The following is a 21,510-nucleotide window of genomic DNA, read 5'->3' as shown; positions in this document are numbered from 1 at the left end:
CCCCTCCTTATTGTTCGTCTGTTTCAAACCAGTGTGCCCGGGCGGCAAGAATGATTTTTTCTGCTTCGCCGGGTTCTACGCCGGTAATTTCACGCAATTCGTCTATCGACAGTTCTGCCAGACCGTCGCGCGTTGTGATGCCGGCCTGTGCCAGGTCGCGCAGCAGGTCTTCGTCTATACCGTCCAGTGTGCGGAGGTCTTCGGCGATTTCTTCCAGTTTTTCTTCTTGCGCCATCGCCTGGGTGAGGATGGCGTCGCGGGCGCGGTTGCGCAATGTATCGACGGTGGTGGCATCGAAACCGATTTCTTCCAGTTCTTCAGACGGCACATAGGCGATTTCCTCCAATGAGGCAAAGCCTTCCTGTACCAAAACATCGGCCGTTTCTTCATCGACATCCAGGTGTTCGGTAAACAGGCTGCGCAGCGCGGCGTCTTCGGCGGCATGACGCTCTTCGGCTTCCGTAACGGTCATGATGTTGAGCTGCCAGCCGGTGAGGTCGGCGGCCAGGCGGACGTTTTGTCCGCCTCGGCCGATGGCCAATGCCAATTGGTCTTCGGCAACGATGACATCGACTGCATGATGGTCCTCATCAATCACAATGCGGCTGACTTCTGCAGGCGACAGTGCGTTGATGACGAATTGCGCCGTATCCGGCGACCACAGTACTACGTCAATGCGTTCGCCGCCGATTTCGTTGGTAACGGCATTGACGCGGCTGCCGCGTACGCCGATACAGGTTCCCTGGGGATCGATGCGCTGGTCGTTGGCTTTGACGGCGATTTTGGCGCGATGGCCGGGATCGCGTGCGGCTTCGCGGATTTCCAGCAGGCCGTCTGCAATTTCCGGTACTTCCTGTTCAAACAGTTTGGCCAGGAATTCGCGCGAGGTACGGCTGAGGATGACTTGTTTGCGTCCGGATTGGCCGATTTCTTCAACACGCAAAAACAGGGCGCGGATGCGGTCGCCGCTGCGGAAATTTTCGCGCGGAATGGATTGGTCGCGCGGGATGAGCGCGTCCAGTTTGCCCGGAACGAGTTCCACGATGATGCCGTGGCGTTCGACCCTTTTCACTGTTCCGATAACGATGTCTTCCCGGGTGGCGAGGAAGTCGTTCAGGACTTTTTCGCGTTCGGCATCGCGGATGCGTTGCAGGATAATCTGCTTGGCCGTCATTGCGGCTTGGCGGCCGAAGCCTTCGTTTTCGATTTGCTCTTCGTAGTATTCACCGATTTGGATGGTGGTGCCGGGGATTTCTTCTTGGATTTCCTCAATGGTTTTTTCCACATCGGGATAGGTGTAATCCTCATCGGCCACAATCAGCCAGCGGCGGAAGGTGCGGTGTTCGCCGGTATTCCGGTCGATTTCGACGCGCACGTCCATGTGCTCTCGGCCGGCTTTTTTCTTTGCAGCCGTGGATAGGGCGAATTCCAGTGCGTCAAACACTACGTCGGTGTCTACATTCTTTTCGCTGGCCAATGCTTCGGCCAGTTGCAGCATTTCGCGACTCATGTTTTATCTCCTAAAAATGTTTCCGATTAATCGTGTTATTAAAATTTAAATTCCGGTTTTAAACGGGCTTTGTCGATATTGTTGATTTCGATGGAGGCGGTCTTGCCGTCGAAAGAGAGTGTAACGATATCGTTTTCGCACGCCTCGATACGGCCGATAAAGTTTTTCTGTCCGTCTATCGGCAGGCGGGTTTTGATTTTTGCCTGCTGTCCGGCAAAGCGGACGAAATCTGCCGCTTTTTTTAGCGGGCGGTCGAGGCCCGGGCTGGAGATTTCGAGGTTTTTGTAGTCTATGTCTTCCACCATAAACAGGCGGCTGAGGTGGTTGCTGACTGTAGCGCAGTCTTCGACGGTAATTCCGCCTTCCTTATCAATAAAGACCCGCAAGATGCCTTGTGCCGTCAGTTCGAAATCCACCAGTTCGTAACCCAAACCCGGCAGGGTTTTATCCAATATTTGTTGAATGTCCATTTTTCCTTCCGGAGAAAATAAAAAAATGGCCCGATGGCCATTTCTCAGTTTGACTTGAAAAATTTTGCGAATTATATCGTGTTTGGACAGAAAAGAAAAGCGGTTAAATTTCAGCGGTTTCAGACGGCCTTGATTTTTTGCGCGGTGGTCGGGTTTCTTGCCGAAACTGTTTGCCGGGCATAAAATCAGGCGCTTTACGAGGCCGTCTGAAAGCATAGTTTCAATATGGTTCAAACAGGCGGCGGAAACGCCATCCCGTAAACGGGAAAGTCAGAATAGAGAGTCCGAACATGAATACCGTCTACAATTTTTCCGCCGGTCCCGCCGTGCTGCCGGCTGCCGTATTGCACACCGCGCAACAGGAAATGCTCGATTACAACGGTACCGGCATCCCGGTGATGAGTATGAGTCATCGTTCCGCCGAGTTTCAAAGCATCCTTTATCATGCCGAACAGGATTTGCGCCTGCTTTTAAATGTGCCGGACCATTACAAAATATTGTTCCTGCAAGGGGGGGCGAGTGCGCAATTCAGTCAGGTGGCAATGAACTTCTCCTACGGTTTCAAACGGATAGATTCGGTGGTTACCGGGAATTGGTCGCAAACCGCGCATCGGCAGATGGAAAAATCCACGGCGGCGGAAATCCATTTGGCTGCGCACGGCGGTACGCAATATGATTACTGCGACCTGCCGCCCGTAAGCGAGTGGGATATAAGCAAGGATTCGGCTTTTGTCCATTTTGTCGCCAACGAAACCGTACACGGCCTGCAATACAGGCAGATGCCCAAGCTTTCAGACGGCCTTCCTCCTTTGATATGCGATATGTCTTCCGAAATCTTGTCCCGGCCGATTGATGTCGCCGATTTCGGCGTGATTTATGCGGGTGCGCAAAAAAATCTCGGTCCGGCAGGCGTAACCATCGTCATCATTCGCGAGGATTTGCTGGAACGCTGTCCGGATTCGGTACCGGCGGTGTGGAATTACAAGGCACATGTTGAAAAGCAAGGTATGTACAACACGCCGGCGACCTATCCGATTTATATTGCGGGATTGGTACTGCGCTGGTTGCAGACTCAGGGCGGCGTTGGGCAAATGGCGTTTATCAACCGCCGCAAGGCCGATATGTTGTACCGTGCGATAGACGGCAGCGGCGGTTTTTATCGAAATGCAATACATCCGGATGCACGTTCGCAGATGAACGTTATCTTCAGTACAGGAGATGCGGGATTGGACGAACGTTTCGCGCAGGAAGCGGCATTGTGCGGATTGCGCCACCTGAAAGGCTATAAAACGTTGGGCGGTGTGCGCGCCAGCATTTATAACGCCATGCCGATAGAAGGCGTGGCCGCGCTGGTGGAATTTATGGCCGATTTCCAAAGAAAGAATGGCTAATCGGTTTATAGGCGGCATGAGGCCGTCTGAACAGGAACTTTCATAGGAAATAAGGTGAATTTCCGTTTGAAACGATTTTTAGGGTGAAGTCGCAATCGCTTTCTATACTTGATATTGGAGGGCGTGCTTATTTTGGAATACTCTGTTTTGATTATTTGTTGCAAAACGAACAGAAAAGAATATGGCAGGGTGTGGCTAAAAAGAGGCAGATTATTTTTTATAGGCGGCAGAAAATTTGACGGCAGATGGTTTTTTCCCTATAATTCGCTTTGTTAAGTCGCTGGTTGCGGCTTAACTAGTTTCTCCTCTATTTCTCCTTTGTAGACTTGGCACACATTTGAAAAAATGTGTGCATTTTTTTTTTTGCCTAAAATTTCAGTGTGCTATAAAAAACTGTTGAGGCAAAGTTTTTGTAACGACTATAAAAATACCGGAACCATCAAGCGGTTCCGGTATTTTTGTCTGCTTCATTTTAAGGCTTTCTTTATCTGCTTCGTTTGAGTCCGACAGCCAGAAAAACCGCCGCGAATACGGACAATAGGCCGATGAACGGCAAAGAGCCGTCCAAACGCATATAAGGGGTTTCTCCCTGATAGCCTTGAATTTCTTCTTTCAATACGGTTGCGGTATTGGTGGGCGCCATGGCAACGATGCGTCCTTTGTTGTCTACGATGGCGGTCGCGCCGGTATTGGTGGCTCTGGCCATGTAGCGGCCCAGTTCCAATGCGCGCGCTTGCGATTGCTGCAGATGTTGGAACATGGCATTGGAATCGCCGTACCAAGCCAGGTTGCTGGCGTTGGCGAGCAGGGTGGATTGTTTGGCGGAGGCGATTAAATCGTCGCCGAAACCGTCTTCATAACAAATATTGAATGCTACCTGTTGGTTTTTCATGGGAAACGGTTTTTGCGCCTCTCCTCCGTGCAGAATATCGGACAAGGGCATATCCATCATTTGATATAGCGGGGCGGTTAAGGACGGCAGGGGTTTGTATTCGCCGAACGGAACCAAGTGGTTTTTGGCGTAAAACGGAATATTGGCCGCTCCTATGCGGTAATCGGTCAGATTGACGACGGCATTTTGATAATTCATACCGTCAGCCGTGTATTGCATGGTGCCGACAGCTAAGGCACTGCCGTTTTGACGGGCCTGTTCGGCAAATTCTGCAATGATGTGGTCAGGCAGTTCTTGCAGCATCACGGGGAATGCTGTTTCGGGCAGGATGACGATGTCGGCATGCGTGGCGGCGATTTGTCGGAAATAACGATCCAAAGTCGGCAGGACTTGGTCGTTGCGAAATTTTAAGTGTTGTTCGATATTGCCTTGAGCCAGGGCGACGGTGGCGGTTTGTCCTGTGGGTTGGGTGAAATCGGTTTGCTTGGCGATATGGCCGCCGAATAATAATGCCGCAACGGCGCAGGCAAGGGCCAAGCGTTTTTTCAGACGGCCTTTGTTGTCCACCAGTAAAACCAGCCATGCACCGAATAACGCGGTGGCGAATGTAACCAAATGAATGCCGCCCAAAGGAGCGAAACCGGCCAGTGGGGCGTGGTCGGCAATTTGGGAATAACCCAATGCCCCCCAGCCGAATCCGGTCAGCAAACGTTCGCGGGCAAATTCCGCCAATGTCCAAAAAACCGGCAGTGCAAGGCCGGTATGCAGCCAACGGTTTAAACGGATGCGGTTCCAGAGCCAAACGGCGGTGGCGGGGAACAATGCCAGATAGGCCGGCAGCAGCATGGTGAGGGGGAGGGCATAGAGATTGGGCAGGCCGGAAACGTCGTGCAGGGCGGTATGTATCCAATAAAACTGAACGGTGTAGGCAACCAGGCCAAACAGGTAGGCACTGCGGACACGGACATCGGGACGGAGCTCCAGCAGGCGGATGAAGGCCGCGAACAACAAAGGCATCAGCCAGAAATGGTAGTAGGGGGCGAAAGTGAGCGGCGTGGCGGCGGCCAGCAGGGGAATCAGCAGCCAATATACGGGCGGGCGGCACCAGAAAGCTTCGAGTTTGGAAAAGATACCGGTCATGATGTGTTTAATGGAGTTGTTTGGAAAACGGTGCCGCATTGTACAGAAAATTACTTGAGAGGGTGGCGTATCGCCGGACGGTTGCCTGCCGCTTTGCCAAGCGGATTTCGGCAAGTGCAGTAAAGATTCGTATGGTTATGAAAATATTATATCTTCGGCTGATTCGGGGAAATCAAATATTATTTATGACAAATAATGCCTTATATGTTTTTGAACGTGGAATATTGTGCCTGCCTGCATGAAATATGTTTAAACAAAATAGACAAAGCCTGCAATTAAAGGCAAAATCAAAGACATGCTTTCCAAGCGCATCTGCCAAGCTGTGAGTGACAGGGAATACAGATTACACCGCAGCACTCAAATTTTCCGAGACAATAACAATGATGTCGGGAAAGCTGATGGATTACTCATTTTTATTGGATATCTTTTAAAGAGGTAAAAATATGCCGCAAATGAAATTGGATGTAACCGGGATGAGCAGCAAGGAAGATTCCCGCAAACTGATTACCCAAGCCGAAGCCGTGCCGAATGTCCGCATGGTGAACGCAAATTTTGAAACTGGTGTGGTGGTGATTACCCACGGCGAAGGTTTGGATGTGGATGCCGTGAAAAAAGCCATTGCCGATGCGGGCTTTAGCGTAGCCTAAGGCAATAACCGATTGAAGGCCGTCTGAAAACAGTTTTTCAGACGGCCTTTTCCTTCTGTTAGAATCCCTCCGGATTACAACCAGCCATTTTGATGATTATGAATTCCCTGTTGAAACAACTCAAACCCTATCCTTTCGCCCGTTTGCGCGAGGCTTTGCAAGGCATCAATCCGCCCGACGGCCTGGTGCCGATTATGTTGCAGATCGGCGAGCCGAAACATCCCACGCCCGCCGTGATCACCGATGCCTTACAGGCGGCGGGCGCGGAGTTTGCCAAATATCCGCTGACCGCGGGCCTGCCCGAATTGCGCCAAGCATGCGCCCGTTGGCTGGCACGCCGCTATGACGGCCTGCAATTGGATGCGGAAACGGAAATCCTGCCCGTGTTGGGCAGCCGCGAGGCATTGTTTTCCTTCGCCCAAGTGGTACTCGACCCTGTTGCAGATGATACCGGCGTGGTGGTTTGCCCGAATCCGTTTTATCAGATTTACGAAGGTGCCGCCCTGCTGGGTGGCGGCGAAGTCTGCTTTGCCAACAGCAGCCCGCCGCGCCACCTGCCCGACTGGCGTTGCGTTCCCGACGACGTTTGGCCGCGCGTGAAGCTGCTTTTGGTTTGTTCTCCAGACAATCCGAGCGGCAGCGTGATGAATCTTGACGACTGGCGCGAATTGTTTGCGTTGCAAGACCGATTCGGCTTTGTCATCGCTTCAGACGAATGCTATTCCGAAATTTATTTCGACGACCGCAAACCGCTGGGGGCTTTGCAGGCGGCTGAAATGTTGGGGCGCGGCCGCAAAGGGATCGTGATGTTTACCAGCCTGTCGAAACGTTCCAACGTGCCCGGCCTGCGTTCCGGCTTTGTGGCGGGTGATGCCGAACTGCTGCAATCCTTCCTGCTCTACCGCACTTACCACGGCAGCGCGATGAGTGTTCCGGTGCAGCGCGCCAGCATTGCCGCATGGGACGATGAAGCCCATGTGGCGGAAAACCGCCGCCTTTATCAGGCCAAATTCGAGCAGGTGGTGCCTGTATTGCAGCAGGTGTTCGACGTGAAAATACCGGATGCTTCGTTTTATATCTGGCTGAAAGTGCCGGACGGGGACGATTTGGCGTTTGCGCAAAAACTATGGCGCGAGGCGGCGATACAGGTGCTGCCGGGACGCTTTTTGGCGCGGGATACGCCGAACGGCAATCCGGGCAAAGGTTATGTGCGCATCGCCCTGGTGGCGGGCGTGGAAGAATGCGTGGAAGGTGCGCGGCGGATGGTTGCGCTATTCCGGCACGCTTGAATATAAGAGTTTGAGGCCGTCTGAAAACCGCCCGGAGCTTCGGGTTGCATGTTTTCAGACGGCCTTTGCAAGCCTTCCTTGAAATTAGCCCGCTGCGTTCTCTTTTCCTTCGGAAATTTCGTAAACCGCCAGCGCAGGTAGGGCTAAATACACAATATTCGCAATCAGTTTAAGGTAAGGGTTTATATTTGGCAGGGAGACCACGGTCATCACACAGGCCACATGCACGATACCCAAAACAATTACTGCCGCATTAAGGGTTTCGTTCCTTTCGTGCCATTTTGTCAGCATCCAAAGAAGAAGCATGGTTGCTGCACACATGCATATGCCGAATAGAATGTTGTGAAGACAGCTAAGAGCATCACTGGCCATTATTACAGATATTTCCAAGCAAATCAGAATGAACACCAAAGCAGAAAAACTCCCATATTGCCAACCCAATTTACAGAAGCCTTTACGCAAAGGAAATAATAATAATAAAAATGTTGCAGCAAAAATAATGCCGACCACTATCCATCCGTTCATTTTTTAGTCCCCTCAAATCCAGCCGTGTTAGGAGTAGCATCAAATGATTTGTATTTCCTGTTCAGTCCGAAGAAGCATTTACAGATTTGCAACCAGCCATACATCTGAGGATGTATGGCTGATGGCATTGGTATTTTCAATGTTTTCGGTGCTGAACAGCATCAATACATTCTTCCCTACTCTTTTTGTATAGAGACGCAAAATCTGACTCATCCCGACCCACACCCAATCCTTTGCGTACACGGTTTTCAAATTTTCTACCCTGGCATTCACACACTTTTTTTGCAAATGGCGCTAGAGCTAGCTTTTGCTTTAGGTCTTCATCCAGCCCCATTTTAGCTGTGCCATCCTCTACATCTCTGTGGCAAAGTTCTATTATCATTTGTTTGACTTTAGCTGCCTTTGCCGTTAGGCTTAGGTTGTCAGAGTCGGCGGCTACGGCAGTTCCGATCGACAATAATACAACTGCCAATAAAAAATTCTTCATAACATTTCCTTTAAATAAATAGTTTCAGGAGGTGTTATTTTATGTTTTGCGGGTGGAAGGTCAAGTGTTTTTTGTATGCTTTGGTTATTTGTTGTAAGCCATATTGTGTCGGGAGGCCGGGTGAAGAAAGTTGAGGCCGTCTGAAAACATTTTCAGACGGCCTATCCGCATTTAAATCATTATCCGGGTTTGCCGTCCAAGCGCGGACGCGTCAGCCACGGGATGTAACGCCATGCGTACAGCAGCAGCGAGGCGGCGAACAATACGCCCGAACAGCGCAGGCTGTGCAGGTAGGCAGTCGGATGTACGGTCATCAGCATGATCGCAGCCAGCGTGCGGAAAAACAGTGCGCCAACCATTAGGCAGAAGGCGGTAGGCATCAGTTTCGGCGCGGGGTAGAGCTGGCGGCCGGTGTGGCCCAGGGCGGTTCGGGTCATCATGCTGACGGTCAGCAGGCCGATGCCGCCGACGGCGATGAAGTGCACGCCGGGACTCATCAGTTTCGGTATCCATTGGCCGAAACCCATGATAATCAAGCCCATGGCTGTGGCGGCATAGCCGATGTGCAGCGTCCACAACAGCGGCTCTTTGGCCGTGCCTTTCGCCCACCAGCGCACGGTTTGAACCAGTCCGAGCAGGCCGCAGGCGATGCCGCACAATGCCGCCAACGGCAGGGCGAGGCGCAGCGTCATCAAAGCCGCCATCAGCATCGGCAAGACCAGCGGCGCCATCAACGCCCATTGCGGCGAGGCCGGTTGCGGCGTGCCTAAACGGCGGGATGTGAAGAAGCCGATGATGCGCGAACCGATCAGGCCGATAAAGCCGGCCACCATGACCAGTCCGGCAAACAGGTTGTCTTGCAGCGATGCGGTGTTGCCGATCGATAGGCGCGTGTGGAAGACGGCCAGCGTGATGCCCATCAGGATAAGGGCGTATACGGCGATATAGTTGCGTTTGCTTTCGGCGGCAAAAACCGACTGGCCCATATAGAAGGCCGCCAGCCAGTAGAAGGCCGTTCCGGCCACGCCGGAAAGCAGGGCCGCATTCGGAATGAAGGCGAACAGGCGCGCCAGCAGCCAGAGGCCGACCAGCAGGGCCAGCCGTTGCCCGCTAACGGGCGGCTTGCCCGTCCAAGTGGCGACGGCGGTCAGCAGGAAGGCGACGACCACGCCGCCCGCGTAGCCCCAAATCATTTCATGGGCGTGCCAAAGGAATCCGGGCAGCTGCGGCGTGCCTTGATAGCCGAAGCTCCAGAGTAGGACGGAAAGCGCGCCGTAAACGGCGGTCAGCGAATAGAGCGGGCGGAAGGCCATCGCCCAAACGGGATGTTGGAAGAATTTCATTTTTTTTAATGGATTGGGTAGTGGTGGAAAGATGGTTGTGCGGCTGCGGTTTGGTTTTCAGACGGCCTGTTGGTGATAGTGGCCGTCTGAAAGTCAGCGGTAACGGACGTTTTCCGCCGCATCGATTTTAATCAGGTTTTGCTCCAGCAGTGCGTCCAAATACTGTTGAGCTTCACTGCCGTGTTGCTGTGTCAGCAGGTGCAGCAGCGCGTTTTTCTTCTTCGGCTGGTTTCTCCTGATTTGCCGCAGGGTGTCGGACAATCCGGGCAGTGCGGTCTCTTCCGTGTGCGGCGGCAGGGTGAGGCCGACGGTGATTTCTATTTCTTCGGCCACGCGTTTGATCAATTCGTTTTCTTCTTCTGCGGAAAGCGGCTGCAGCGGGTTTTCAGACGGCCTCTCGTCGTGATACAGGAAGCTGCGGGCTTTTTTGCCCAGTTTGGAACTGCTGATAATCTGTGCCGCCGGATATTTTTGCTGCAAACGCTCCAGTTTTTTTTGTAGTTTTCCGCGCGGGCTGATGACGGCGATTTTGGCTTCGGGATGGCCGGACAAAATGACTTTGACCGTTTTCAGTATGGTACGGGTGAATTTGTCTTTGGGCGGGATGACCAAGTGCAATGCGGCGTTGTCTCCGCATTCAGGGCAGGTTCCGTCGGCAGAGGCGGCCAGCTTGCAGAACGGACGGGCGGTTTTCTTGTCGGCAAACAACCGGACATCATGCCTGCCGAAGGGTAGGTATTTTTTTCCGGCATCGGTTTTTACGGTATCAATCAGCAGATGTGCCATATTGCTTCCTTTCTAAAGGATGCGGCGCGGGAAGTGCCGCCTATTGTCCGATTGCGGCGGCAAATGCTTCGATAATCGGTTGCAGCCGCGCGTGTTTCACTTTCAATGCCGCCTTATTGACCACCAGGCGGCTGGAAATGTCGCAAATATGTTCCACCGCTTCGAGACGGTTGGCTTTTAGCGTGTTGCCGGTGGAGACCAGATCGACAATGGCATCCGACAGGCCGACCAGCGGTGCAAGCTCCATCGAGCCGTACAGCTTGATAATATCCACATGAACGCCTTTGGCGGCAAAGTGTTCCGCCGCAATATCGGGGTATTTGGTGGCGATGCGCAGGCGGCAGCCGGGCTGTGATGCGGCAGCGTAATCGAAGCCTTGGGGAACGGCCACCATCATGCGGCATTTGGCGATTTGCAAATCCAAAGGCTGGTACAGCCCCTCGCCGCCGTTTTCAATCAACACGTCGCGGCCGGCAATGCCGAAATCAGCAGCACCGTATCGGACATACGTCGGAACGTCGCTGGCGCGGACGATGACCAAACGGATGTCGGCATGGTTTGTGCCGATAATCAGCTTGCGCGATTGTTCGGGGTCTTCAACCGGTTCGATGCCCGCAGCCGCAAGCAGCGGCAGGGTTTCATCGAAAATGCGCCCTTTTGACAAGGCGATGGTCAGATTTTGCTCGGACATGGTGTGTTCCTGTGGATAAGGCCGTCTGAAAATGCGATGCCGGCAACAATACGGCAGGCGTTTCAGACGGCCCGGTGCAACTGGTTAGGATTGCAGCAGTTTTTTGATGTCGGCGGCAATTTCGGTTGAAGTGCGGCCGTAATTTTCCATCAAAACGGTGTTGCCTTCTTTATCCAAAACATAAGTGCCGGCAGTGTGGTCGATCAAATAAATATCGTCCGACTGCTCCTGCGATTTGGACGACACCACGCGGTATTGCTGTTTGACGACCGGAATGCTTTGATTGCCCGTCGCAGTCAGGCCGATAAAGTTTTTGTTGAAGGTTTTTACATATTTGTCAATTACTTCGGGCGTATCGCGGTGGGGGTCGACGCTGACAAATACGACGGACACGTCTTTGGCCTGCTCACCCAGCTGATCGATCACCTCGCTGTAAGTCAGCAGGCTGGCAGGGCAGACATCCGGACAGTTGGTATAACCGAAAGTCAGCAGAACGATTTTTCCTTTCAGGCTGCTGATGGCAAACGGCTTGCCGTCGCCCGAAGTCAGCGTGAAATCACCGCCGATATCGTCTTTCCTCATGTCGGTACCGAAAAATTCACCGTGTTTGGGCGCGATTGCAGATGTGCTTGAAGCGGCAGATGCGGCAGGTTCGCCGGTGGAAGACGCGGTCGGCGAAGCAGGTTGCTGCCCGCCGTTATTCTGAGCGGCTTCCTGCGAACAGGCGGCGAGCGCAAGGGCCATTAACAGGGCTAAAGGACGGTATTTCATGACAACTCCTTTGTTCGGTTAAGAAGGAAACAGATATCGAATATTACCCTGTTTTAACAGTCAGTGGAATGAAGATGCAGGGAAAAAGGCAGTAAATTTGACGTGGGGAAAAGTTTCTACATTCTTTTACTTAATTTCTTTTATTTTCAACAGAATAAATATTATTGGAAAAATTCACTTTACAAGTATGATTTTCACGCTATAATGGCGGCTTTCCTACCTGCCCAGGTGGTGAAATTGGTAGACACAGGAGACTCAAAATCTCCCGCCGCAAGGTGTGTCGGTTCGAGTCCGACCCTGGGCACCACACTGTAAAAATCAACCGCTTTCGAGCGGTTATTTTTTGTCTAATACCGTCCAATGCCATAAACTAAATCCAATAACCACGGGGCTTGCAGGCCGATTGCCATCCTGCTTGCCCCTTCCTGATTGTCCAATCCCGCCCATTGCCGTGTAATTGAGTAAAGCGAAAACTGGGGGTATATTTGGGGGCATCTGAAAATACCCCCGAAAACATACCCCAAAAATGCCGCTAAACGACCGCCAAATCAGGAACGCCAAGCCGACCGAAGCAGGAAAGAAAGCCAAACTGTTTGACGGCGGCGGCCTGTATCTCGAAGTTACCCCCGCAGGCGGCAAAATCTTCCGCCTGAAGTACCGCATAGACGGCAAAGAAAAAACACTGACTATCGGCAAATATCCCGCCGTTTCCCTTTCCGAAGCCCACCAAGCCGCCGAGAACGCCCGCCGCCTGCTTTCAGACGGCCAAGACCCCGGCGCGGCCAAGCAACAGGAAAAGGAAGAACGCAAAGCCGCCGCCCTAAACACCTTTGAACATTTATCCCGACAATGGCACGCCGCCAACCTGCGCCGCTGGAAAGAGAACCACGCCGCCCGCGTGCTACGGTATTTGGAAGCCGAAGTATTCCCCGCCATCGGCGCAATGCCGATACAGGAAATCAGGGTAACCCATATCAAAGCCCTGTTGGATGGCATCATGACGCGGGGCGTGCATAACACCGCCGAAAAAATCAGGGAATGGACGGCGGCGGTTTTCGACTATGCCGCCATGCTTGAAATCACGGAATCAAACCCCGCCCGCATATTGCGGCAGTACATCCCGCCCAAACCCGCAACCAACCGCCCCGCCCTGCCGCGCGAAGAACTGACCGAGTTTTACCGCCGCCTAATACCGGCAGACGTGGAGCATTCAAACAGAATTGGCCTGCTGTTAATCATGCTGGTGTTTGTCCGCAATACCGAGCTAAGGGGCGGCAAATGGGAGGAAATAGACTTTCAGGCGGGCACGTGGACGATACCCGCCGAACGCATGAAGCACGAAAAGACCGCCCCGAAACCGCAGCACGTGATACCGCTGGCAGACTGGCCGCTTGAACTGCTGGCCGAACTGCGGGAGATTACGGGACATACCCCCTACCTCTTTCCGAGCCGCACCAAGGCGGAAGGCTTTATCAGTGAAAACACACTGGGCAAAATCATGAACGGTATGGGCTACAAGGGCAGGGCTACCCCGCACGGCTTCCGCGCCCTTGCGAGCAGTATCTTGAACGAGCAGGGCTTCAATCCCGACGCAAGCGAACGGCAATTAGCCCATGTGGAAGAAGACCGTATCAGGGCGGCATACAACAGGGCGGACTACATGGACGAACGGCGGGAGATGATGCAGTGGTACAGCGACTATTTGCGCGAACGATACCGCCAAGCTCTGAAACAGATACAGACCCCGTAACCCCCTTGACCTTGATTTTTTACTAATAGGCCGCCCGATTTTTCAGGCGGCTTTTTTCTGCTTGTCAATATGTTTTACGAAAGGATTTAATAATATAATTCAGTGCAATGCCGTGTAATGCGATACTGGATAAACCCGCCCACGTTTGAAATCGAAATATGCGGCAGCTACGACAAAGCCAAAACGTGCGAGGTACTGCACGCCGTCGGCTGGCTGCTGAAAGCCGAAAACGGCAGATGGCAACACCAGCGCAAACGCAACGGCACGGCATCCCGCTACTACGTCCTCATCAACGAAGCCCCGCCCGAAACGGAGGAATAGCCAAAAGCAACCACACTGACAAAACCAATAGCATAAACAAAGGCCGTCTGAAACAACAGGCGGCCTTTCCCACATCCAAACACCCCGAAACGCACGGCAGGCAGCCCGCACGCCTCACAAACGGCGTTTCTGCCTTCCAGTCATACAACCCACACAAAAGCACTAACCCCGCCTAAAACCGCAGCCACGGCGCAGGAAACGGCATACCCCAAAAACAGCCGATTCAGCCGCCGCCCGTGAAAAAAAACCTATATGCGCGCGAGAAAACTACTGGGTACTCTGGGTACCACAAAACTTTACATTTACAACCTAATGAATATAAATAATAAAAACAAGAAAAAGCGGTACCCAGCTAACACAAATTTACTGGGTACCGACTGGGTACCATTGGGTACCCTTTTATTTTCATGTGCTTATGCCCGAAATGAAAGGGCGGTAACCAGCGGTAACCATGTAAAGATTTGTGTGTGGTTACCGACAAACCCAATAACCACGGGGCTTACAGGCGCGGTAACCACGGTAACCACGGTAACCAGCGTTTTTTTGTATATATACGGTTTTTTTTGGGGAGCGGGCAGATGACGGGCGGGCGGATTTTGAATTAACCTCATGCAAATTGACTTTTACGGGCGGCTTCCCGCCCATATATTTACAAAAGCCAAATTTTTAAACATATATCCTTGATATGTACGCGGCGTAAACATATACTGAAAACATCTTTAAATTTTCCGAAATTTTAAACATGAGCAACTGGAAGCCCGATATTCCCTATAACGATTTGCCACCCCTGCCGCCAAAGCAGGATATTGAAAGCAAAACCATTCTGAAACGTTGTATAGCCGCCCGTGCATCCCTTGCCCGTTTAAAGCAGGCGGCAGAACTGATACCGAATCAAGCCATGCTGATTAACACCCTTCCCGTTATGGAAGCCCGCGCAAGTTCGGAAATTGAAAACATCGTAACCACTACGGACAAGCTTTTTCAATCCCTGCAAATGGACACGGAACGGCAAGACCCTGCCACGAAAGAAGCCCTGCAATATCGCGCCGCCCTGTTTGCAGGCTATGAATCACTGACGAGCCGCCCTTTATGCACACAAACCGCCATCATGGTTTGCAACGCCATCAAGCACCCCTATGAAATGGCCATCCGCAAAACAGGCGGCACAGCCCTAAAAGGAGGCAACAGCGGAAATGTTGTCTATACCCCGCCCGAAGGAGAAGAAACCATACGCGGCAAGCTGGCAAATTGGGAGCGGTTTATTCACGAAAGCGGCGATTTAGACCCGCTTATCATCATGGCGGCGGCACATTACCAATTTGAAGCCATCCACCCGTTTACGGACGGCAACGGGCGGACGGGGCGCATATTGAACAGCCTGCTATTGATTGAAAAAGGGCTTTTGGATTTGCCTATTTTGTATTTGAGCCGCTACATTATCGAAAACAGGGCGGACTATTACCGCCTGCTTTTAGGCGTAACCGAACGGCAGGACTGGGAAAGCTGGATAATCTACATCTTAGACGGCGTAGCCGACACCGCCGATTGGACGGTATCGAAAATAGATGCGATACGCCGCCTGTTCGAGCAGACACGGCAACACATACGGACACACGCACAAGGAATCTACACGCACGAACTGGTAAATCTTCTGTTTGAGCAGCCATATACACGCATTGCCAACCTAGAAGCGGCAGGGATAGCCAAACGGCAGACGGCCTCTAAGTACCTGAAAGAGCTTTCAGACATAGGCGTACTGCAAGAAATCGCCATCGGCAGAGACAAACTATTTATTCATCCGCGCCTAATGGAACTATTGCGGGGAGAGGGCAACAGCTTTACTTCATTCTAACCCCTCTTCATCCCCCGCATGACTAACACGGAACAGGGATTTTGACACCCGAACCGAGACCCCTTGTATTTCCCCCGCGAAAAGCCGGCATCCGCCCGCGTATCATGGGAGCAACAAAACCCCTGCCTAAAATTTTGACTTGTGCAAATTGGGGGTATATTTGGGGGTATGTTGGAGTATGACGAAAATAAAATGTTTAATAAACATTTAATTAAAAGTCCAGTTCGTGTTTGACCCTGCACCACACTGTAAAAATCAACCGCTTTCAAGCGGTTATTTTTTTGTCTAAACGATGTTTGGATGGCAGGTTCAGTCTAGGTTCCATTGCGATTGACCGGATTGGGATTGTTGGTATCCCCTGATTCCAAGTGGTTTGAAGATAGAAGATAAAGGATGGCCGTCTGAAAATTTGTTTTCAGACGGCCTTCTGCTATTTGTGCGGGTGTTTTATTCGACAGGCTGTCCCCGTTCGATTTCCACGCCTACTTCGCGCACGTCGGGCAGGATGCCGGGTTTGACCAGCCGTACTTTTACCCATGCTGCGGGAAAGTCGTTCAGAATCAGTGAGGCAATGTGTTCGGCCAGGGTTTCGAGCAGATGGAAGCGGCGGGTTTCCAGGCTGTTGCGGACGGTGTCGCAGACTTCTCCGTAGTGGACGGTGCTGCCGATGTCGTCATCGTCGGCTCGGCGCGGGGGAAGGCCGATGTCGAGGTCGATCAGCAGGGTTTGCGGCTGTTGGCGTTCCCATTCATAAACGCCGATCAGGGTATCTGCCTTGAGGCCGTGCAGGAAGATTTTGTCCATTTTCGCGTGGCTCCGTTTTCGGATAGAATGCGCCGCATTCTAAAACAAGATGGATTGACGATGTCTGATTTTTTGGTGGTGGCTGCGGCTTATTTGATCGGCTCGCTGTCGTTTGCGGTGATTGTGTCGAAGTGTTACGGGATGGCCGATCCGCGGACTTACGGTTCGGGAAACCCGGGGGCGACCAATGTGTTGAGGAGCGGCAGGAAAAAGGCGGCGGTGCTGACTTTGTTGGGCGACGCGTTGAAAGGTTTGTTTGCCGTGCTGCTGGCCAAGGGTTTGCAGGGTGTTTTGGGTTTGAGCGATACGGCGGTGGGACTGACTGCGCTGGCGGCTTTGGTCGGGCATATGTGGCCGTTGTTTTTCGGCTTTAAGGGCGGCAAGGGTGTGGCGACGGCTTTGGGCGTGTTGCTGGCTTTGTCGTGGCCGACGGCTTTGGTGTGTGCCTTGGTGTGGCTGGTGATGGCGTTCGGTTTCAAGGTTTCGTCGCTGGCAGCTTTGGTGGCGACCGTAATCAGTGTGCCTGCGGCGTGGTTTTTTATGCCGCACGGGTCGTGGGTGGCGGTAACGGCGGCGGTGGCGGTGTTGGTGTTGTTCCGCCATAAGCAGAATATTCTGAAATTATTGCAGGGTCGGGAAAGTAAAATCGGCGATAAGGCGCAGTAGTGCACGCCTGAGTTTTGACTTTATTGAAGCTTTGTATTCAGACGGCCTGAGTGGATTAAGAGGCCGTCTGAAAGTATGGAGAGAATGTTTTTATGGCTGGACGTTTTTTCGGCCGTCTGAAAAAGGCGGTGTTGCTGGCGGCGTTGTCCGGTTTGTCGGCCTGCGCCCAATTTCAGTATCAGCCGGTGGCGACCATTGATAAGGTGGACCGTTCGCAAGGTTACCGTTTTGATGCCGAGGCGGGCAAACCCCAAGACGACGATATGCTGGTGGTGCTGATGTTTTCCGGCGGCGGTACGCGCGCGGCGGCTTTGGGCTACGGTGTGCTGGAAGAGTTGGACAAGCAGAAAATTTACAGCGGAGGACGGGAGAAAAGCCTGTTGGAATCGGTGGATTTGGTATATGGCGTGTCGGGCGGTTCGGTGTTGGCGGCTTATTTTTCGCTGCACGGCAAGGAAACGATTCCGTCGTTCGAACGCCGTTTTTTGAAGCAGAATTTCCAGCGGCAGGTATCGAAACAGGTTTTTTCGCTGGCGAATGTGCCGCGCCTGACATCGCCCGAGTTCGGCCGGGGCGACCTGTTGCAGGAGCAGTTTGAGAGCACTCTGTTTAAAAATGCTACTTTCGGCGATTTGGCTTCGCACCGCAAAGGGCCGTTTGCGGTGATTACCGCCACGGATATGTCGCTGGGCAACCGTTTCGAGTTCACGCAGGAATATTTCGATATGATGTGTTTGAACCTTTCGGATTTGAAAATCGCCCGTGCCGTGGCCGCTTCCAGTGCCGTGCCGCTGGTGTTCGCACCGCTGACGTTGAACAACAACGGCGGCAATTGCGGCTACCGCCTGCCGGAAAAAATCAGCCGCGCGGTGGTAGATAATTTTTCCGCCGACAAGTTGCAGCTGCAAACCCGTTTGGAAATGTTGGGGCAGGGCGTGGCGGCTTATCAGAACAGCAAAGAGCGGCCGTACATCCACTTGCTCGACGGCGGTTTGACCGACAACCTCGGCCTGCGCAGCCTGCTCGATATGTCCGAACTTTACGGCGATTCGCTCGGCGAACAGATACGGGCAAACCGGGCGCGGCATATCGTCATCATCAATGTGAACGCGCAAAACAATCCGGTTAACGATATCGACCGCTCGGCCAATGTGCCCGGCCTGCGTGCGGTTACCAATGCCGTCATCGACATCCCCATCGACCGTTTCTCGCAAGAAACACTGCGCCGTTTCCGCATGTTGGTGGACCAATGGAACGAAGAGGCCAAAAACAGCGGAAACGCCAACCATGCGAATATGTATTTCGTCAGCCTCAACCTGCGCGACCTGCCCGAATCCGGCCTGCGCAACAGTGTGCTGAATATTCCGACCAGTTTTTATCTGCCTGCAAACGAGGTGAACGATTTGAAGGAGGCAGGCCGTGTATTGCTCAGCCGTTCCGAGGAATACCGCCGCCTGCTGAAAGACCTTTCCTTGCCGCCTCCCGAGGTCAAATCCGTTCCCGAACCCGCACCCAAACACGACGGGAAGGCCGAAACGGAAAAAGTGCCGGAAACTGCCGCATCGGCTGCCGAATAGGCAAACCAAGTATGAGGCCGTCTGAACGTTTTCAGACGGCCTCATCGTCAAAATCAAGCCCTGCGATTGTCGGCAGGAGGCACTGGGATTAAAATAGGTTTTCCAAGCAACGAAAGGAGAACGACATGAAAAAATCGCTGAAAACCATCGCTTTAACCACTGCCGTTTTTGCTTTGGCTGCCTGCGGGAGCAACGGCAAATGGCAGGCGCAACTCAACGAAGCGCAGGTTGCCGCCAAGCTGGCGGCGGAAAATACCAAAAACTATCAGGATACTTACAGCGACATTTATTTCCACCTCGGCAGTCTGACTCCGGCAGATTTCGAGCGGCGTGTGGCGGCAGGCGAGACCCTCTACGTCTACATCGGCCGGCCGAGCTGCGGCGACTGTGCCGCTTTCGAACCATTGTTCAAACGCTATATCGCCCAACACAAATTGGACGGCAAGATTTGGTTCGTCAATGTACACCGCCTGCGCGGGCAGAAGGACGAGTGGGCGGCGTTCAAGCAGCGTTACAACCTTTCAGGCACGCCCGTGTTGGCCAAATACGCCAAAGGCAGGCAGCAGAATAAATTGGACTTTGAAGACAACGGCGGCATCAGTGCGGAAGATTTGCAAAAATGGCTGAAAACGAACGGCTTGTAAGCCGTTGTGCGGCAGAGGCCGTCTGAAAGAGGCAGTTTGATGGGACATACTTGGTTTTATTGGGCGTTGGCATCGGCTTTTTTCGCCGCGCTGACGGCGATTTTTGCTAAGGCGGGTTTGCAGGGCATCGATTCCGATTTTGCCACCTTTATCCGCACGCTGGTCATCATTGCGGCGTTGGCGGCTTTTTTGAGCTATGCGGGCAAATGGCAGGGCGTGGGCGACTTTAGTGTGAAAAACTGGACGTTTCTGATTCTGTCGGGCTTGGCGACGGGCGCATCATGGCTGGCCTACTTCAAAGCCTTGCAAATGGGCGAAGCGTCGAAAGTGGCACCGGTGGATAAGTTCAGTATTGTTTTGGTGGCTTTGTTTGCCGTGGTATTTCTGAAGGAAAGGCCGTCGTCTCAGGAATGGCTGGGTATCGCGCTGATTGCCGGCGGAGTGCTGACCTTGGCCTTAAAGCGTTAGCGCTTGAAAATTCTTGGTATGAGAAAAAAGGCCGTCTGAAAATGGTTTTTCAGACGGCCTTTTGTTTGATTCGGCGGTTTAAACCCGTTCCAAACCGAAGGCTTTGTGCAATACGCGGGTAGCCAGTTCCATGTATTTTTCGTCAATCAACACGGAAACTTTGATTTCGGAAGTGGAAATCATCTGGATGTTGATGCCTTCTTCGGCCAGTGAGCGGAACATGGTTGCCGCCACGCCGGAATGCGAGCGCATACCCACGCCGACGATGGATACTTTGCAAACGGTGTCGTCGCCGTTTACTTCCGCCGCGCCCAAGCTTTCTTTCAGGCCGTTCATCAAATCCAACGTTTGTCTGTAGTCGCCGCGCGGCACGGTGAATGAGAAGTCTGTGGTGCCTTCCGCGCCGACATTCTGGATAATCATGTCCACTTCGATGTTGGCATCGGCAATCGCGCCCAAGATTTGATAGGCGATGCCCGGTTTGTCGGATACGCCGCGCACGTTGATGCGGGCTTGGTTTTTATCGAATGCGATGCCTTTTACAACGGCTTTTTCCATATTCTCATCCTCTTCAAAGGTAATCAGGGTGCCTTCGCCGCCTTCCTGCAGGCTGCTCAAGACGCGCAGGCGGATTTGGTATTTTCCGGCGAATTCCACCGAACGGATTTGTAAGACTTTCGAGCCGAGGCTGGCCAGCTCCAGCATTTCTTCAAACGAAATGGTGCTCATGCGGCGCGCTTCGGGGACGACGCGGGGGTCGGTGGTGTACACGCCGTCGACATCGGTATAAATCTGGCATTCGTCGGCTTTCAGCGCGGCGGCCAGTGCGACGGCGGAAGTATCGGAACCGCCGCGACCCAGTGTGGAAATATCGCCCTCGGCGGTAATGCCTTGAAAACCAGCGACAATCACCACTTTGCCTGCTTTGAGGTCGGCATGGATTTTATCGCCGTCGATATGGTCGATGCGTGCTTTGGTGTGCGCGTTGTCGGTTTGGACGGCGACCTGCCAGCCGGTGTAGCTTTTCGCATCCACGCCGATGTTTTTCAAGGCCATAGCCAAAAGGCCGATGGTTACCTGTTCGCCGGTGGCCAGCACCACATCCATTTCGCGCGGGTCGGGGAATTCCTGCATCTCATGCGCCAGTGCCACCAAGCGGTTGGTTTCGCCGCTCATGGCCGATACCACGACCACTACGTCGTGGCCTTCGGCGCGGGTTTGGGCGACACGTTTGGCCACATTCTTGATGCGCTCGGCGGAGCCTACCGAAGTGCCGCCGTATTTCTGTACGATTAACGCCATTTTTCGTGCTTTCTGTTTGAACAAACCAAAAGGCGGCATTATCACGGCTTTTTACGGCCTAGACAAGATTTTTGCTTTGATTTTGTTATTGTTTTTTAGCTTTTTGTGCAAACCTTTGAATATATTTCCGTTTCATCGCCTATAATTTTTTCGTCGCACGCGCAGGATTTGCAAACGGCAGTCC

At 52.8% G+C, this 21,510-nt stretch carries 21 protein-coding genes and 1 tRNA gene; 11 read left to right on the top strand and 11 right to left on the bottom strand.

Features of this window, described 5'->3' with window-relative positions:
• Positions 1-7: 7 nt before the first annotated feature.
• Positions 8-1,510, bottom strand: a complete 1,503-nt coding sequence (nusA, locus tag BM261_RS03945) for a transcription termination factor NusA (protein ID WP_074895376.1) — start codon at positions 1,508-1,510, stop codon at positions 8-10.
• Positions 1,511-1,548: 38 nt separating this feature from the next.
• The gene (rimP, locus tag BM261_RS03940; RefSeq protein ID WP_074895681.1) at positions 1,549-1,980 is read right to left on the bottom strand and encodes a ribosome maturation factor RimP; all 432 of its coding nucleotides are present in this window, start codon (positions 1,978-1,980) and stop codon (positions 1,549-1,551) included.
• Between the two features lie 290 nt (positions 1,981-2,270).
• On the opposite strand from rimP, the gene serC reads away from it, so the two are divergent.
• Entirely contained in the window at positions 2,271-3,371 is a 1,101-nt protein-coding gene (gene serC / locus BM261_RS03935; protein ID WP_074895374.1) for a 3-phosphoserine/phosphohydroxythreonine transaminase, read from the top strand.
• Between the two features lie 484 nt (positions 3,372-3,855).
• Here serC and lnt read toward each other — a convergent pair whose 3' ends face one another.
• A complete protein-coding gene (gene lnt / locus BM261_RS03930) occupies positions 3,856-5,403 on the bottom strand; it encodes an apolipoprotein N-acyltransferase (protein ID WP_074895678.1) in 1,548 nt (515 codons plus the stop codon).
• A gap of 443 nt (positions 5,404-5,846) precedes the next feature.
• On the opposite strand from lnt, the gene BM261_RS03925 reads away from it, so the two are divergent.
• On the top strand, positions 5,847-6,050 hold the full coding sequence (locus tag BM261_RS03925) for a heavy-metal-associated domain-containing protein (protein WP_074895372.1): 204 nt from the start codon (positions 5,847-5,849) through the stop codon (positions 6,048-6,050).
• A 98-nt stretch (positions 6,051-6,148) separates the two neighbouring features.
• Entirely contained in the window at positions 6,149-7,339 is a 1,191-nt protein-coding gene (gene dapC, locus BM261_RS03920; RefSeq protein WP_074895675.1) for a succinyldiaminopimelate transaminase, read from the top strand.
• A gap of 84 nt (positions 7,340-7,423) precedes the next feature.
• On the opposite strand, the gene BM261_RS03915 is transcribed toward dapC, so the two are convergent.
• The 6 genes from BM261_RS03915 to BM261_RS03890 form a co-directional block, all read right to left on the bottom strand.
• Complete coding sequence (locus tag BM261_RS03915; RefSeq protein ID WP_074895370.1) at positions 7,424-7,864, bottom strand: hypothetical protein; 441 nt, start codon at positions 7,862-7,864, stop codon at positions 7,424-7,426.
• Between the two features lie 136 nt (positions 7,865-8,000).
• Entirely contained in the window at positions 8,001-8,351 is a 351-nt protein-coding gene (locus BM261_RS03910) for a hypothetical protein (protein ID WP_074895368.1), read from the bottom strand.
• 179 nt (positions 8,352-8,530) lie between these two features.
• Complete coding sequence (locus tag BM261_RS03905) at positions 8,531-9,694, bottom strand: NnrS family protein (RefSeq protein WP_074895366.1); 1,164 nt, start codon at positions 9,692-9,694, stop codon at positions 8,531-8,533.
• A gap of 93 nt (positions 9,695-9,787) precedes the next feature.
• On the bottom strand, positions 9,788-10,480 hold the full coding sequence (locus tag BM261_RS03900) for a hypothetical protein (RefSeq protein WP_074895364.1): 693 nt from the start codon (positions 10,478-10,480) through the stop codon (positions 9,788-9,790).
• A 40-nt stretch (positions 10,481-10,520) separates the two neighbouring features.
• Positions 10,521-11,171: an ATP phosphoribosyltransferase gene (gene hisG, locus BM261_RS03895; RefSeq protein ID WP_070454901.1), complete on the bottom strand. Its 651-nt coding sequence runs from the start codon at positions 11,169-11,171 to the stop codon at positions 10,521-10,523.
• 84 nt (positions 11,172-11,255) lie between these two features.
• Complete coding sequence (locus BM261_RS03890; RefSeq protein ID WP_074895361.1) at positions 11,256-11,942, bottom strand: SCO family protein; 687 nt, start codon at positions 11,940-11,942, stop codon at positions 11,256-11,258.
• A 222-nt stretch (positions 11,943-12,164) separates the two neighbouring features.
• Here BM261_RS03890 and BM261_RS03885 point away from each other — a divergent pair.
• The 4 genes from BM261_RS03885 to fic all read left to right on the top strand — a co-directional run bounded on the left by BM261_RS03885 (position 12,165) and on the right by fic (position 15,865).
• A tRNA-Leu gene (locus tag BM261_RS03885) sits at positions 12,165-12,249 on the top strand.
• A gap of 219 nt (positions 12,250-12,468) precedes the next feature.
• Positions 12,469-13,692: a tyrosine-type recombinase/integrase gene (locus BM261_RS03880; protein WP_074895359.1), complete on the top strand. Its 1,224-nt coding sequence runs from the start codon at positions 12,469-12,471 to the stop codon at positions 13,690-13,692.
• 117 nt (positions 13,693-13,809) lie between these two features.
• Positions 13,810-14,013 (top strand): hypothetical protein, encoded by a 204-nt coding sequence (locus tag BM261_RS03875; protein WP_074895357.1) that lies wholly within the window; start codon positions 13,810-13,812, stop codon positions 14,011-14,013.
• Between the two features lie 742 nt (positions 14,014-14,755).
• On the top strand, positions 14,756-15,865 hold the full coding sequence (gene fic, locus BM261_RS03870) for a protein adenylyltransferase Fic (RefSeq protein WP_074895355.1): 1,110 nt from the start codon (positions 14,756-14,758) through the stop codon (positions 15,863-15,865).
• Between the two features lie 447 nt (positions 15,866-16,312).
• Here fic and folB read toward each other — a convergent pair whose 3' ends face one another.
• Positions 16,313-16,669: a dihydroneopterin aldolase gene (gene folB / locus BM261_RS03865; protein WP_074895353.1), complete on the bottom strand. Its 357-nt coding sequence runs from the start codon at positions 16,667-16,669 to the stop codon at positions 16,313-16,315.
• 60 nt (positions 16,670-16,729) lie between these two features.
• On the opposite strand from folB, the gene plsY reads away from it, so the two are divergent.
• The 4 genes from plsY to BM261_RS03845 all read left to right on the top strand — a co-directional run bounded on the left by plsY (position 16,730) and on the right by BM261_RS03845 (position 20,024).
• Positions 16,730-17,335, top strand: a complete 606-nt coding sequence (plsY, locus tag BM261_RS03860) for a glycerol-3-phosphate 1-O-acyltransferase PlsY (protein WP_074895350.1) — start codon at positions 16,730-16,732, stop codon at positions 17,333-17,335.
• Between the two features lie 92 nt (positions 17,336-17,427).
• A complete protein-coding gene (locus BM261_RS03855; protein ID WP_074895348.1) occupies positions 17,428-18,912 on the top strand; it encodes a patatin-like phospholipase family protein in 1,485 nt (494 codons plus the stop codon).
• A 125-nt stretch (positions 18,913-19,037) separates the two neighbouring features.
• Positions 19,038-19,556, top strand: coding sequence for a thioredoxin family protein (locus tag BM261_RS03850; protein ID WP_003774021.1), 519 nt, complete (start codon positions 19,038-19,040; stop codon positions 19,554-19,556).
• A gap of 39 nt (positions 19,557-19,595) precedes the next feature.
• Complete coding sequence (locus BM261_RS03845; RefSeq protein WP_074895346.1) at positions 19,596-20,024, top strand: EamA family transporter; 429 nt, start codon at positions 19,596-19,598, stop codon at positions 20,022-20,024.
• A gap of 78 nt (positions 20,025-20,102) precedes the next feature.
• On the opposite strand, the gene BM261_RS03840 is transcribed toward BM261_RS03845, so the two are convergent.
• Entirely contained in the window at positions 20,103-21,326 is a 1,224-nt protein-coding gene (locus BM261_RS03840; RefSeq protein WP_074895672.1) for an aspartate kinase, read from the bottom strand.
• Positions 21,327-21,510 lie beyond the last annotated feature (184 nt).

This window comes from Neisseria elongata subsp. elongata, assembly GCF_900113545.1.
Taxonomy (GTDB): domain Bacteria; phylum Pseudomonadota; class Gammaproteobacteria; order Burkholderiales; family Neisseriaceae; genus Neisseria; species Neisseria elongata.
The sequence above is the reverse complement of the archived record's forward strand: the minus strand, read 5'-3'. Positions and strand labels throughout refer to the sequence as shown.